Source organism: Streptomyces sp. MAI_2237, assembly GCF_054189285.1.
Genome location: NZ_JAJPGQ010000003.1, coordinates 2890014 through 2904812 on the forward strand (window position 1 = coordinate 2890014; position 14799 = coordinate 2904812).

A 14799-nucleotide genomic window follows, 5' to 3' on the forward strand; every position below is an offset into this window, starting at 1 on the left:
ATGGCTCGCCTCGCCGGATCGCGGCACGACGGGCCGGGCCCGGGCATGACCATCCCGCCCCCATGTACTAGAGTTATCTCGACATCGAGATATCTGCCGAGGAGCACCGCAGCCGCAGCCGCCGTCGAGTCTGGCACTAAGGGTTACCTAACTTAGCATTGCCTTAGCGGATCGGCCGAGATGCCGAGGCGGCAGGATCGTGGTGGTACGCGCACATCAATGAAGGAGACTGTCGTGTCGGCGAACAGCTTCGACGCCCGCAGCACGCTGCAGGTGGGCGACGAGTCGTACGAGATCTTCCGGCTGGACAAGGTGGAGGGCTCGGCCCGGCTGCCGTACAGCCTCAAGGTCCTGCTGGAGAACCTGCTCCGCACGGAGGACGGCGCGAACATCACCGCCGACCACATCCGCGCCCTCGGCGGCTGGGACTCGCAGGCCCAGCCCAGCCAGGAGATCCAGTTCACGCCGGCCCGCGTGATCATGCAGGACTTCACCGGCGTTCCCTGTGTCGTGGACCTCGCGACCATGCGTGAGGCCGTCAAGGAACTGGGCGGCGACCCCGCGAAGGTCAACCCGCTCTCCCCGGCCGAGCTGGTCATCGACCACTCCGTCATCGCCGACAAGTTCGGCACGAACGACGCGTTCGCGCAGAACGTCGAGCTGGAGTACGGCCGCAACCGCGAGCGCTACCAGTTCCTGCGCTGGGGCCAGACCGCGTTCGACGACTTCAAGGTCGTCCCGCCGGGCACCGGCATCGTCCACCAGGTGAACATCGAGCACCTGGCCCGCACCGTCATGGTCCGCAACGGTCAGGCCTACCCCGACACCCTGGTCGGCACCGACTCCCACACCACCATGGTCAACGGCCTCGGTGTGCTCGGCTGGGGCGTCGGCGGCATCGAGGCCGAGGCCGCGATGCTCGGCCAGCCGGTCTCCATGCTCATCCCGCGCGTGGTCGGCTTCAAGCTGACCGGCGAGCTGCCCACCGGCACCACCGCCACCGACCTGGTGCTCACCATCACCGAGATGCTCCGCAAGCACGGTGTGGTCGGCAAGTTCGTCGAGTTCTACGGCGAGGGCGTCGCCGCCACCTCGCTGGCCAACCGCGCCACCATCGGCAACATGTCGCCGGAGTTCGGCTCCACCGCCGCGATCTTCCCGATCGACGACGAGACCATCAAGTACCTCAAGCTCACGGGCCGCTCCGAGCAGCAGCTCGCGCTCGTCGAGGCGTACGCCAAGCAGCAGGGCCTGTGGCTGGACCCGAAGGCCGAGCCGGACTTCTCCGAGAAGCTGGAGCTCGACCTGTCCACGGTCGTCCCCTCCATCGCCGGCCCGAAGCGCCCGCAGGACCGCATCGTCCTCGCCGAGGCCGCCCAGCAGTTCGCCAAGGACGTCCTCAACTACGTCGAGGCCCCCGTCGCCCAGACGCCGGCCGCCGCCTCCTCCGTGGTCGACGAGGCGAGCGCCGAGTCCTTCCCGGCCTCCGACGCCCCGGCCTACGGCCACGAGGAGAACGGTGCCGGCGCCCCGCAGCACGGCCAGGGCACCGGTGCCGTCCCGTCCAACCCGGTCACCGTGACCGCCCCCGACGGCTCGACGTACGAGATCGACCACGGCGCGGTGACGGTCGCGGCCATCACCTCCTGCACCAACACTTCGAACCCGTACGTCATGGTCGCCGCCGCCCTGGTGGCCAAGAAGGCGGTCGAGAAGGGCCTGACCCGCAAGCCGTGGGTCAAGACCACCCTCGCCCCGGGCTCCAAGGTCGTCACCGACTACTTCGACAAGGCGGGTCTGACTCCCTACCTCGACAAGGTCGGCTTCAACCTCGTCGGCTACGGCTGCACCACCTGCATCGGCAACTCCGGCCCGCTGCCGGAGGAGGTCTCCAAGGCGGTCAACGACCACGACCTCGCGGTCACCTCGGTCCTCTCCGGCAACCGCAACTTCGAGGGCCGGATCAACCCCGACGTCAAGATGAACTACCTGGCCTCCCCGCCGCTGGTCGTCGCGTACGCCATCGCGGGCTCCATGAAGGTGGACATCACCAAGGACGCGCTCGGTGTCGACCAGGACGGCAACCCGGTCTTCCTGAAGGACATCTGGCCCTCCGAGGCCGAGGTCAACGACGTCGTGGCGAACGCCATCGGCGAGGACATGTTCAGCAAGTCCTACTCCGACGTCTTCGCGGGCGACGCCCAGTGGCAGGCGCTGCCGATCCCGACCGGCAACACCTTCGAGTGGGATGCCGAGTCGACCTACGTGCGCAAGCCCCCGTACTTCGAGGGCATGACGATGGAGACCACCCCGGTCTCCGACATCACCGGCGCCCGGGTCCTGGCCAAGCTGGGCGACTCGGTGACCACCGACCACATCTCGCCCGCCGGTGCCATCAAGGCCGACACCCCGGCCGGTCAGTACCTCACCGAGCACGGTGTGGAGCGTCGTGACTTCAACTCCTACGGCTCCCGCCGAGGCAACCACGAGGTCATGATCCGCGGCACGTTCGCCAACATCCGCCTGCGCAACCAGATCGCGCCGGACACCGAGGGCGGCTACACCCGCGACTTCACCCAGGCCGACGCGCCGGTGTCGTTCATCTACGACGCCTCCCGCAACTACATCGACCAGGGCATCCCGCTGGTCGTCCTGGCCGGCAAGGAGTACGGCTCCGGCTCGTCCCGCGACTGGGCGGCCAAGGGCACGGCCCTCCTCGGCGTCAAGGCCGTCATCGCCGAGTCCTACGAGCGCATCCACCGCTCGAACCTCATCGGCATGGGCGTCCTGCCGCTGCAGTACCCCGAGGGCGCCTCGGCGCAGTCCCTCGGCCTGACCGGCGAGGAGACCTTCTCCATCACCGGCGTCACCGAGCTGAACGAGGGCACCACCCCGCGCACGGTGAAGGTCACCACCGACACGGGCGTCGAGTTCGACGCGGTCGTCCGCATCGACACCCCCGGTGAGGCCGACTACTACCGCAACGGCGGCATCATGCAGTACGTGCTGCGCAGCCTGATCCGCAAGTAAGCGGTACGGCAGGGCAGTTGAGCACAGGAAGGGCCGTATCCCCGTATGTCGGGGGTGCGGCCCTTCCGCCGTGTCCGCCCGATGTCATCACCCACCCTCAGGCTGAACACAGGGTTCCGACAGTGGACCGGGACAGCATCGAGACATGTCAGGCACCCTGGGGTTCCACACCGGCCGCGTCCGCGGGCCCGTCGTCGACGCGCCCGCCCGCACCGACGCGGCCGTCACCTGGCCGTCCGAGGGGCGCAGATGACCGCCCGCCCGTGCGGCCGCTCCCTGCGCACGCGCCTGCTGCTCTTCGTCACCGCCACCCTGGTCGCCGTGTGCGCCGCGATGGCCGGCACCACGGCGCTCCTCCAGCGTGCCTCCCTCATGGGCGAGCTGGACGAGCGGGTCGGCGACGAGGTCGCCCGCAGCCTGGGCGGGGCCGAGCTGCACCCGGACGACCGGGCGGGGCTGTCCTTCCTCACCGAGAACGGCCACCCCGCAGGGATGCTCGCCGCCCGGCTGGACGCGGACGGCGGCGTCGTCTTGGCGGCCGTCGTCCGCCGGGACGCCTCACCGCTGAACCTCACCGCGGACCAGCGCGCCGCCCTGCGGGGCATCGCGACCGACGGGTCCGAGCACACCCGTGCGGTGCCCGGACTCGGCGTCTACCGGATCGCCGCCGCGCGGTCGGGCGACATACGTGTCCTGGCGGGACTGCCGATGGGCGACGTCCGGGACACGATCGGCGCACTCGTGGCGGCCGAGGCCGCGGTGGCGGCGGCCGGTCTGGTGGTCGCGGGCGGCGTCTGCGCGGTGGTCATACGGCGGCAACTGCGCCCCCTGGGCCGGGTCGCCGCCACCGCCGCCGCGGTCACCCGCATCCCGCTGGACCACGGTGAGGTCACCGGCCTGACCCGGGTCCCCGTCCGGGACGCCGACTCCGGCAGCGAGGCCGGCCAGGTCGCCGCGGCCCTCAACCGGATGATCGACCATGTGGAGACCTCCCTCGCCGAGCGGCAGCGCAGCGAGGAACGCATGCGGCGCTTCCTGACCGACGCCAGCCACGAACTGCGCACGCCGCTCGCCTCCATCGCCGGGTACGCGGAGCTGATGAACCGCGGCACGGACCGGGTCGAGCCGGTGCTGGCCTGGCGGACGGTGTCGGCGGAGTCGGCGCGGATGACGGGACTGGTGGAGGACCTGCTGCTGCTGGCCCGGCTGGACGGCGGGCGCCCCCTGGAGCAGGCCGAGGTCGATCTCGCGGCCGTCGTCGCCGAGGCGGTGTGGCAGGCCCGGGCGTCGGACGACGGCCACCGCCACTGGCGGCTCGCGCTGCACCTCGACGAGGTGCCCGCCCTCGTCGTCGGCGACCGGGCCAGGCTCCAGCAGGCGTTGGCCAACCTGCTGGCCAACGCCCGTGTGCACACGCCCGCCGGCACCACGGTGGTGGTCGAGGTCGAGGCGACGGGCGAGCGGTGCGTGGTGCGCGTACGGGACGACGGGCCGGGAATCCCGCCCGAACTGCTGCCCACGGTCTTCGACCCCTTCACCCGAGCCGGCCCCTCCCGAACCCGCCCCCCGGGAACGAAGGGCGGCTCCGGCCTGGGCCTGACGGTCACGGCAGCCGTCGTCTCGGCACACAGAGGGGGGATCGACGTGGAGAGCACCCCGGGCCGAACGGAGTTCACCGTCCAACTCCCGGCGGTCGACACCGTTTTGGCGAGGCACCCCTCCACCTCCGGCCACGCCCTGCACTGAGCGCGTCCGCACGGCGGGGCTCCGCCGGGACGGAAGACAGGTCCCGGAAGAGCCCTCGGCCCTACCCTGGCGTCGTGACGGCCATCGACCTCCTCCACCGCGCCCTGCACGACGACGGTGATCCGCCGCTGCGTCCTCTCGGTGATCAAGTAGAGGGATTGCTGCGGGAGTTGGACGCACCACCTCGTCTCGCGGCTCATCTGCGGGCCGTGCACGACGTCGCGTGCCGGCTCGTCGACTGGATGGCGCGCGAGCATCCGTCGGTGCCGCTCGACGCCGACGCCGTGCTGTTCGGAGCCGCGACGCACGACATCGGCAAGACCCTGCACCCCGACGAACTGTCCGGTCCCGGTTCCGCCCACGAGGCCGCGGGTCGCGCACTGCTCCTCGCGCGTGGCGTCGATCCCGCCCGGGCTCGTTTCGCCGCCGGCCACGCGGACTGGAACAGGCCGGACACCACCCTCGAGGACCTGCTGGTGAGCGTCGCCGACAAGATCTGGAAGGGCAGGCGGGTCCAGGACCTGGAGGACCTGGTCGTCGCGCGGCTCGCGGCAGCGAGCGGACGGGCGGTGTGGGAGGAGTTCCTGGCCTTCGACGACGTGCTCACCGCCCTCGGCCGGGACGCCGACGGCCGACTGGCCTTCCAGGCGGCCTATCCGGTGCGGCAGCCGCGCTGAGACGCCCAGGAGAGCCGCAGGCGGCGTCGGCTGGGACAGTGCCGTATTCGAGTGGCGTGCCGCGTCAGCCGTTTACAAGACGGCCCCGCAGCGCTAACTTCCCCCACAGGCAGGGTGGGAGCGCTCCCATGAGAGCGGCGGACCGGAACCCGTCGCCCTCGGGCCGCTCCCACCCCGCTCGGCAGCTCACGCGCACCCTCCATACGTGCGCGCACCTCGCCCCTGCGCCGCACTCCGCACCCCGCACTCGCGCCACCCCCCACACCACCGGCACTCGCACCGCACCTCGCGCCGTACGGCCGTACCCGAAGGATGTTGCCTGTCATGATCCTGTCACTCACCAGATCGGGTCGATTAGCGTCCTCGTCCCGCACCCGGGCCCTCTTCCTCGTCCTGGTCTCCCTGCTCGCCACGCTCCCGGCCCTCGCCCTCGTCGTCACGGCGGGCGGGAGGGCCGAGGCCCACGGCACGCCCATGAAACCCGGCAGCCGCACCTTCCTGTGCTGGCGGGACGCCCTCACCGACACCGGTGAGATCAAGCCCGTCAACCCGGCGTGCAAGGCGGCCCAACAGGTCAGCGGGACCACGCCGTTCTACAACTGGTTCTCCGTGCTGCGCTCCGACGGCGCCGGCCGCACCCGCGGCTTCGTGCCGGACGGCGAGCTGTGCAGCGGCGGCAACCCCAACTTCACCGGCTTCGACCTCCCGCGGAACGACTGGCCCCTCACCCACCTCACCTCGGGTGCGACCGTCGACTTCTCCTACAACGCCTGGGCGGCGCACCCGGGTTGGTTCTACGTCTACGTCACCAAGGACGGCTTCGACCCGACCAAGCCGCTCACCTGGAACGACCTCGAGGACAAGCCCTTCCTCACGATCGACCACCCGCCCCTGAACGGCACTCCGGGCACGGTCGAGGCCAACTACTCCTGGTCCGGCAAGCTGCCCGACAACAAGTCCGGGCGCCATATCGTCTACATGGTCTGGCAGCGCTCGGACAGCGCGGAGACCTTCTACTCCTGCTCCGACGTCGTCTTCGACGGCGGCCACGGGGAGGTGACCGGCATCCACGACCCGGGCAACCCCACCGACCCCGTCCCGGGCGCCTGCTCCGCCACCCGTAAGACCACGGGGAGTTGGAGCGGCGGCTACCAGTCCGAGGTCACCGTCACCAACACCGGCGACGTCCCCATGCTGGGCTGGATGGTCGACTTCACGCTGCCCGGCGGTCAGTCGGTGGCGAGCCTGTGGAACGGCAACGCGACCTACACCGGCCAGGACGTGATGGTCCACAACGCCGACTGGAACGGATCGCTGAGCCCGGGGCATAGCACGACCTTCGGCTATGTCGTCCAGGGCGACGGTGGGGATACGACGACGACCCTTCCCTGCCAGGTCGGCTGACCCGGCCCGCGCTCGGGCTCGGGGCGGACCCGGTGGCGGCATGGCGCTCCACCGGGTCCGCGAGCCGGGCAGGCCGGGGGAGTACCTGTCCGGGTGGTGCTGGCTTGTGGCGACGCCGCGGTGCGACGACAACGTTGTCTATTGGTCTGCACATGACTTTACCGCGTCAACCGACAACGCTGTCAATCGAGTTGGCCTGCCCGGTTGTCCCGTACGGATGCCTTCGCGGTGTGCCCCCGCCCGCGGACGCGCTCTTCCGTGGTACGCGTGACGCACGCTACTGTCCCTGCGGCTTGTGCGACCTGTGGTGCGCGACCCGTCCGAAGGAGGAGGGGCCGCGTCATGCGTTTGCGTCCTACGTCCCTGCTGCTGGCCGCCGTCCTGGCGGTCACCGGTGCCACGCCCGCCCTGGCGGCCACCGCGGCACCCCCCGACCTGCTCAAGGACCCCACCCCGTACGTCGATCCCCTCATCGGCACCAAGAACGGCGGCGACGTCTTCCCGGGCGCCGTCACCCCGTTCGGCATGTTCTCCTTCAGCCCCGAGAACACCAGAGGCGACGCCACCCGGACGGCGGCGCCGGGCGGCTACCAGTACGACGCCACCCGTATCAGAGGCTTCAGCCTCACCCACATGTCGGGCACGGGCTGCGCGGGCGGCAGCGGCGACATCCCGTTCTTCCCCTACGCCGGTGAGGTCACCTCGTCGCCCGCGAGCGACACCAAGGACACCGTCTACGCCTCCGACTTCCGCCACGCCGACGAGACGGCCGAGCCCGGCCACTACAAGGTCGGCCTCGCGTCGGGCGTCACCGCCGACCTCACGGCCACGGCCCGCACCGGCTCGGCCCGCTTCACCTACCCCGCGGACAAACCGGCCTCGCTGCTCATCCGCACCGCCAACTCCGAGGTGGGCTCCGCCGATTCCTCGGTCACCATCGACCCGAAGACCCGTACCGTGTCCGGCTCGGTGACCTCCGGGAACTTCTGCGGCTATCTCGACCCCGAAGGCCAACGCTCCTACTACACGCTGTACTTCACCGCCCGCTTCGACCGCGCCTTCAAGGCGACCGGCACCTGGCAGGACGACACACTGACCCCGGGCTCGACCTCGGCCTCCGGCGGCACCGGCGGCTTCTCCCACGGTGGGCGGCCCGTCGCCGGCAAGGGCGCGGGCGGCTACGTCGAGTTCGCCCCCGGCGACGGCCCCGTAGGCGTCAAGGTCGGCATCTCCTACGTCAGCCGGGCGGGCGCCGAGGCGAACCTCGCCGCCGAGAACCCGCCGCACCGCTCCTTCGACGCCGTGCGGGGCGCGGCCCGCCGGGCCTGGCGCGACCGGCTCGACGCCGTCCGCGTCGGCGGCGGCACCGACGAGGAGCGCACCACCTTCTACACCGCGCTCTACCACTCCCTCCTGCACCCGAACGTCATCAGCGACGCCGACCGCCGCTACCGCGGCAGCGACGGCAAGGTGCACAGGGTCGGCGGCGGCCACCGGGCGCAGTACGGCACCTTCTCCGGCTGGGACGTCTACCGCGACCAGGTGCAGCTGCTCACCCTCCTCGACCCGCGGACCGGCTCCGACATCGCCCAGTCGCTGTACGAGCTCGCCGGGCAGAACGGCGGCGTCTGGGACCGCTGGCTGCACGGCGCGAGCGGCACCCACGTCATGAACGGCGATCCGTCCCCGACCGCCCTCGCCGGCATCCGCGCCTTCGGCGGCACGGACTTCGACCTGCGCGGCGCGCTGACGTCCCTGGTCCGGGCGGCCACCGTGCCGACCGCGCAGGACCTGTCCGCGGCCGGCAAGCCCGTCCTGTCGGTCGGCCAGCGGCCTTCGCTCGACAAGTACCTGAAGCTGCACTACATGCCGTCCGTGTCCAACGCCTGGGGCGGCGCCGCGGAGACCCTGGAGATGTCCGGCGCCGACTTCTCGCTCTCCCAACTCGCCGCCGCGGCAGGGGAGAAGGACATGGCGGCGGCCTTCGCCGGGCGGGCGCAGTGGTGGCAGAACAACTTCAACGTCGCCGCCGACCCCACCGGCGGCTACATCGCCAACCGCAAGGCGGACGGCAGCTGGGTCACCGGCTTCACCCCGGCCACCGGCAACGGCTTCGTCGAGGGGACGGCCGCCCAGTACACCTGGATGGTCCAGCACGACCCGGCCGGGCTCTTCGCGGCGATGGGCGGCAGGGACGAGGCGCGGGCCCGGCTCGACGCCTTCTTCCACGACAGCGACGGCAGTTGGGCCTTCACCGGCAGCGGCGGCGACAAGTCCGAGCTGGACAACGAACCGTCGATCAACGTGCCCTACCTGTACGACTACGCGGGTGCCCCGTACAAGGCGCAGGAGACCGTCCGCGCGGCGATGAGGCAGCTGTGGTCCACCGAGCCCGGTGGCATCCCCGGCAACGACGACCTCGGCGCGATGTCCGCCTGGTACGTCTTCTCCGCCCTCGGCATGTACCCCCAGGTCCCCTCGCGTGCCGAACTCGTCCTGGCCTCACCGCTGTTCCCGCGCATCGAGATCGACCGCCCGCACGGCAACGACATCTCGGTCCGTGCGACGGGTGCCGCCGCCGACGCGCCGTACGTCACCTCGCTGAAGGTCGACGGCCGCGCCAGCGGTCGGCCCTGGCTCCCGGCGTCCTTCGTCCGGGACGGCGGGCGGCTGGACTTCACGCTCTCCGGTACGCCGGACAAGGCCTGGGGCGGTGACCCGTCCGACGCGCCGCCCTCCTTCCGCGCGGGCGAGCAGCCGTACCAGATCGGTGTCGGTCCGACCACGGCGACCTTCGCACCGGGCGGGAGCGCGAAGGTCGGCATCCGCGCGCTGTCGATGAGTGGCGGCGCGGGCCCCGAGGTGCGGTTCAGGGTCGAGACACCGGACGGGATCACCGCCACGCCCGCGCAAGGGACGGTCGCCGACGGAAAGCAGGAGATCACCCTCGCCGCGGCGGAGGACACCGAGCAGGGCTTCTACGACGTCAAGGTCACCGTGACCTCGCAGGGCACCTCCTACGAGCAGCCCGTCGCCCTGACCGTCGCGGCCCCCGGCACCCTGCTCGCCGCCTACGACAACACCGGCGTCTCCGACGACCAGGGCGACCACGACGAGGCCGACTACGACGGTGGCGGCTGGAGCTACTCCCGCCAGGCCCTCGCGGCGGCCGGGCTCACCCCGGGCGGGCAGGGCACGGCGCAGGGTCTCGCCTTCACCTGGCCCGCCTCGCCGAGCGGCCGCCCGGACAACGTCGCCGCCGACGGGCAGACCATCCGACTGAGCGACGGCGTCCACACGTTGTCCTTCGTCGGCAGTGCCGTCAACGGCAACCAGCAGACCCAGGCCACCGTCACCTACTCCGACGGCGGCACCGACACCGTCGACCTGTCCTTCACCGACTGGACCGTCGGCGGAGGCGGCGGCACCGTCCAGTACGGCAACGAGGTCGTCGCCAGGACCGCGTACCGCAATGTCGCAGGCGCCGACAAGGACCCGGTGGCGACGTACGTCTTCGCCACCAAGCCCTTCACGGCACCGGAGGGGAAGACGATCGCGAGCGTGAAGCTGCCGCGGAACGCGGACCTGCACGTGTTCACCGTCGCGACGGGCTGACCTCCGGCAGGGCGGCCGGCCAGTCGAGCCGGCGGCGCACACGTACCGCGTCGCCGCCCTCGCGGCCGTTGCAGGGATAGGCGCGGATCTCCTTGCGGGGGTCCGCGCCGCTCACTTGTGCGCGGCGCGCGAAGGAGATCCGAGCCCGCGCCCGCCGGACGCCGTGACGGTCGTGCGTCCGTCACGGCGTCCGAGGGTGAACGCCTCGCTTCCGTCGTCGCCCGTGGCCTCCAGGACGGGTTCGGGGTCGTCCTCCACGAGAGCGCCGCCGAAGCGGGCGCAGGCCTCCGCCACCTCCCCGTGCACCGTCTCCACCAGCGGGCCCGGTCCTCGGACCGGCACCCGCCGGCCGCCGACCGGCCGGAACGCCTCCTCGGGCAGCCAGGCCGGATCGACGTCCTCGGGCAGGACGGGCACGGGAAGCGGCATGAGACCCTCAACGCGACTGCTCAGGCGAGCAGTTCGACCTCCGAGACGGTCGCCTCGCCGTCGAACACCAGACGGTACTTCCCGTACGTACCGGGGGAGTCCACGGTGAACGCGCGTGTCTGGCGGTCCCATCGGAAGGGGTCGTCCGACCGCTTGTCGATCGTCTTCCAGGTGGTCCCGTCGTCGTCCGAGGCCTGGAGGGTCCAGCCGGTCGGCGCCTTGGTGTGGTCGGCCGACGAGGTCACCGTGTACTGGACCCCCTTGACCGGTCCGGAGACCGGCAGATCGACGCTAGTCACGGTGGCGTCCGTGGCCGACGTGTTGTCGAACAGCGCACCGTCACCCTTCAGCACGTCCGCCCGCGGCGTCGGCACCTTGTCGTCCTGGGTGATCGACACGGGCGCGGCGCTCTTGCCCGTGCCCCACGACGACGGCTTCGCGCCCATGGCGAACTCCAGCACCCCGCCCTTGGCCAGCAGCGAGTGGGGCAGCGAAGTCGACCTCCAGGAACGGCCGTTGACCTTCAGACCCTGGACGTAGACGTTGGCCGTGCTGTTCCTGGGTGCCTTCACGACCAGGTCCCGGCCGTTCTCCAGATGGACGGTCGCCTTCTTGAACAGCGGGGAGCCGACGGCGTACTCGCCGCCGCCCATCACCAGCGGGTAGAAGCCGAGCGCGGAGAACAGGTACCAGGCCGACTGCTCGCCGTTGTCCTCGTCGCCGTGGTAGCCCTGCCCGATCTCGCTGCCGACGTACAGCCGCGACAGCGCCTCGCGGACGTTCCTCTGCGCCTTCCAGGGCTGCCCGGCCGCGTCGTACATGTAGATGACGTGGTGGGCGACCTGGTTGGAGTGGCCGTACATGCCCATCCGGACGTCCCGCGCCTCGGTCATCTCGTGGATGACGCCGCCGTAGGAGCCGACGTACTCGGGGGCCGCCGTCTCCGGGGTGGAGAAGTACTCGTCGAGCTTGTCCGCGAGTTTGCCGCGGCCGCCGTAGAGGTTGGCCAGGCCCCGGCTGTCCTGCGGGGCGGTGAAGGCGTAGCCCCAGCCGTTGGTCTCCGTGTAGTCGTAACCCCACACGCGCGGGTCGTACTTCGCGGAGTCCACGCGCCAGTCGCCCTTGGCGTCCCTGCCCTGGAAGAACCCGGCCTTGGAGTCGAAGAGGTTCACGTAGTCCTGGGCGCGGTTGAGGAAGTACTGCGACTCCTCCTTGTAGTGCTTCTCGCCCGTCTTCTCGTAAAGGGCCCGGCCCATCCGCGCGATGCCGTAGTCGTTGACGTAGCCCTCCATCGCCCACGACAGGCCCTCGTGCGTGTCGGTGCTCGTGTAGCCGAGGAACGGTGAGGTCGCCATGCCCTTGCGGCCCACGCCCGAGGCCGGGGGCACCACGGTGGCGTTCTTCACGGCCGCGTCGTAGGCCGCCTTCGCGTCGAACTTCACGCCCTTGACGTACGCGTCGGCGAAGGCCACGTCCGAGGAGGTGCCGGTCATCAGGTCCGCGTAACCGGGCGAGGACCAACGGGAGGTCCAGCCGCCGTCCTTGTACTGCTGCACGAACCCGTCGACCATCTCGCCCGCCTGGGAGGGCGTGAGGAAGGAGTACGCCGGCCAGGTGGTCCGGTAGGTGTCCCAGAAGCCGTTGTTGACGTACACCTTGCCGTCCACGATCTTCGCGCCGGTGTGGGTCGGGGTGTCCGGCCCGGGCATCGGCGAGAACGGCGAGGCGTACTGGTAGGTCGAACCCACCTTTTCGAAGCCGGAGTTGGGGTACAGGTAGAGCCGGTACATGCTGGAGTACAGGGTGGTGAGCTGGTCGGGCGTCGCCCCCTCGACCTCCACCTTGCCCAGCAGCCGGTCCCAGACCTGCCGGGCGCGGTTCTTCACCGTGTCGAAGGAGGTGCCGTCCGGGATCTCCTGACGGAGGTTGTCCTTGGCCTGGTCGACGCTGATGAGCGAGGTGGCCAGGCGCAGGGTGACGGTGTGGTCGTCGCCGGCGTCGAACCGCAGGTAGCCCTTGACGCCGCTGGAGGAGCCGTCGATGGCCTTCTTGTCGAACACGCCGTAGACGAACAGCCGGGTGGCCCCCGTCGACAGCCCCGACTTCACGTCCGAGTAGCCGGTGACGATCCCGTTGTCCTTGTCCAGCGTCAGCCCCGCCTGCTCGGTGACGTTGTCGAAGACCACGCTCGCGTCGTCGCCGGGATAGGTGAAGCGCAGCGCCGCCGCGTGGTCGGTCGGGGCCATCTCGGCCTTCAGCCCGTTCTCGAACCGCACCCCGTAGTAGTACGGCCGCGCGGTCTCGTTCTCGTGCCGGAACGCCAGCTCACGCGCCTCCCGCCCGGTGTCCGGGGTGCCCGACTGGGCGGACGGCATCAGCTGGAAGGTCTGCCGGTCGCCCATCCACGGGCTCGGCTCGTGGCTCGCGCTGAACGCCTGGATCGTGGGCAGGTTGTCGTCGTTGTTGGCCCGCGCGTAGTCGTACAGCCAGCTCAGCGAGGACGCGTTGGTCACCGGCGTCCAGAAGTTGAAGCCGTGCGGCAGCGCGGTCGCGGGGAAGTCGTTGCCGCGCGAGAAGCTGCCGCTGGAGTTGGTGCCGCGCGTGGTGAGGGCGTAGTCGGCGAGGTGCGCCTTCGGCTTCTCGGGCGCCACCCGCCGCAGTGCGATGTCGTCCAGCCAGCCCCGGAACTTCGCCGGGCCCTTCGCGGAGTCGTACGCCACCAGTATCCGGTCGACCGTCTTGCCGGCCGCGACCGACCCGATCCGGGAGGCGACGTCGTTCCACTGGTTGACGTACAGCACCTTCGCGGCACCCTGCCCCTGCGGCGAGAGCGCGAACCCGTGCCGGTCCCTCGCGCCGAGGTCGCTGAGGTAGGTGCCGTCGGTGAACGCCAGGTCCACCGACACGTTCGTGGCGTCGTAGTCACGGTCGCCGTCCGCCATCGACGGGTAGATCCGGTACGACAGCTCGGTGTCCCGGCCGACGGCCACGTTCACGTCGAAGACCTTGTTGTACGAGTACGCCCGGCCGTCGGCCGTGTGTCGCCCGGCGTAACGCAGGGCCCTTCTTCCGGTGAACCCGGCCGCCGCCTTGGCCGTGGGCGAACCGCTGGGCCCGTGGTCGACCAGTGACAGCATGTCCTGCGGCACCGGGCCGCCGCCCCCGCCCGTGGACAGCTGAAGGTCGGCGAGCTGCAGGATGTCGGCGCCGTTGTTCTTGGTGATGTCCAGCCGGTAGTGCTGGTATTCGGCCGGCTCCGCGAGGTCGTAGGACTTCGTCTGGAACCGTTCGGAGAAGGTCTCACCGGCGCGGGAGTCGAGGGTCTTCCAGTCCTTGCCGTCCGTGGAGCCCTGCAGGGTCCAGTCCCGCGGGTCGCGCTCGTCGTAGTCGTTGGCCGAGGTGAGGGCGTACGTCACGATCTTCATGGGCTTGTCGAGGTCGAACTCGGCCCAGCCGGCCGGTTCGAACGTCAGCCACTTGGTGACCGCCTCGCCGTCGGCGAGGTTCTCCTTCACCTCGCCGCCGCCGGTGTTCTCGGCGCTCGCGCGGACGTCCGTGACATGGTCGTTGACATTGCCCGGAATGCCGCTGCTGTAGCCCCCGTCGACGCCCGAGGCCCGCTTGGCGCCGTCCGCACCGGTGTCGACCGTGTTCAGCCAGTCCGGGGCCGGATCGCCGGTCTCGAACGACGACGCGAACTCCTGGTCGGCCTTGGCGGGAGCGCCGGGCAGCGCGACCGCCGCCCCCTGCGAGCCCACCGCCATGACAAAGGCGGTCGTGATCACGACCGCCGGTCCGTATCTGTGCCGAGCTCTGTGCCGCATACGCCAGCACCCTCCCTGTCTTGTGGCTCGCACTGGACAACGTTGTCAACTTCGACGCGCAAGGACCAGTAGTG

General features: G+C 70.7%; 7 protein-coding genes and 1 pseudogene. 5 read left to right on the top strand and 3 right to left on the bottom strand.

Annotation, left to right across the window (positions count from 1 at the left end; genetic code table 11):
- Nucleotides 1–219: 219 nt before the first annotated feature.
- The 5 genes from LN251_RS23710 to LN251_RS23730 all read left to right on the top strand — a co-directional run bounded on the left by LN251_RS23710 (nucleotide 220) and on the right by LN251_RS23730 (nucleotide 10472).
- Nucleotides 220–3030, top strand: coding sequence for an aconitate hydratase (locus LN251_RS23710; RefSeq protein ID WP_458246139.1), 2811 nt, complete (start codon nucleotides 220–222; stop codon nucleotides 3028–3030).
- Between the two features lie 249 nt (nucleotides 3031–3279).
- The gene (locus tag LN251_RS23715; protein WP_458246140.1) at nucleotides 3280–4776 is read left to right on the top strand and encodes a sensor histidine kinase; all 1497 of its coding nucleotides are present in this window, start codon (nucleotides 3280–3282) and stop codon (nucleotides 4774–4776) included.
- Nucleotides 4777–4850: 74 nt separating this feature from the next.
- Entirely contained in the window at nucleotides 4851–5453 is a 603-nt protein-coding gene (locus LN251_RS23720) for an HD domain-containing protein (RefSeq protein ID WP_458246141.1), read from the top strand.
- A 324-nt stretch (nucleotides 5454–5777) separates the two neighbouring features.
- The gene (locus LN251_RS23725) at nucleotides 5778–6857 is read left to right on the top strand and encodes a lytic polysaccharide monooxygenase (protein ID WP_458246142.1); all 1080 of its coding nucleotides are present in this window, start codon (nucleotides 5778–5780) and stop codon (nucleotides 6855–6857) included.
- Nucleotides 6858–7199: 342 nt separating this feature from the next.
- Nucleotides 7200–10472 (top strand): GH92 family glycosyl hydrolase, encoded by a 3273-nt coding sequence (locus LN251_RS23730; protein WP_458246143.1) that lies wholly within the window; start codon nucleotides 7200–7202, stop codon nucleotides 10470–10472.
- Here LN251_RS23730 and LN251_RS23735 read toward each other — a convergent pair.
- The 3 genes and pseudogenes from LN251_RS23735 to LN251_RS23745 form a co-directional block, all read right to left on the bottom strand.
- Nucleotides 10453–10587 (bottom strand): hypothetical protein, encoded by a 135-nt coding sequence (locus LN251_RS23735; protein WP_458246144.1) that lies wholly within the window; start codon nucleotides 10585–10587, stop codon nucleotides 10453–10455. The genes LN251_RS23730 and LN251_RS23735 overlap by 20 nt on opposite strands.
- Before the next feature lie 26 nt (nucleotides 10588–10613).
- Nucleotides 10614–11033: pseudogene (locus LN251_RS23740) on the bottom strand (alpha-glucuronidase); the annotation flags it as partial.
- Nucleotides 10922–14725 carry a GH92 family glycosyl hydrolase gene (locus LN251_RS23745; protein WP_458246145.1) on the bottom strand — a complete coding sequence of 1268 codons (3804 nt, stop codon included), beginning with the start codon at nucleotides 14723–14725 and terminating at the stop codon, nucleotides 10922–10924. The gene LN251_RS23745 and the pseudogene LN251_RS23740, both read right to left, overlap by 112 nt.
- Nucleotides 14726–14799 lie beyond the last annotated feature (74 nt).

Bases quoted from the DNA above. Each gene is read 5' to 3' on its own strand.
- LN251_RS23710 (WP_458246139.1), top strand. From the start codon at position 220: ATGAAGGAGACTGTCGTGTCGGCGAACAGCTTCGACGCCCGCAGCACG.
- LN251_RS23715 (WP_458246140.1), top strand. From the start codon at position 3,280: ATGACCGCCCGCCCGTGCGGCCGCTCCCTGCGCACGCGCCTGCTGCTC.
- LN251_RS23725 (WP_458246142.1), top strand. From the start codon at position 5,778: ATGATCCTGTCACTCACCAGATCGGGTCGATTAGCGTCCTCGTCCCGC.
- LN251_RS23730 (WP_458246143.1), top strand. From the start codon at position 7,200: ATGCGTTTGCGTCCTACGTCCCTGCTGCTGGCCGCCGTCCTGGCGGTC.
- LN251_RS23745 (WP_458246145.1), bottom strand. From the start codon at position 14,725: ATGCGGCACAGAGCTCGGCACAGATACGGACCGGCGGTCGTGATCACG.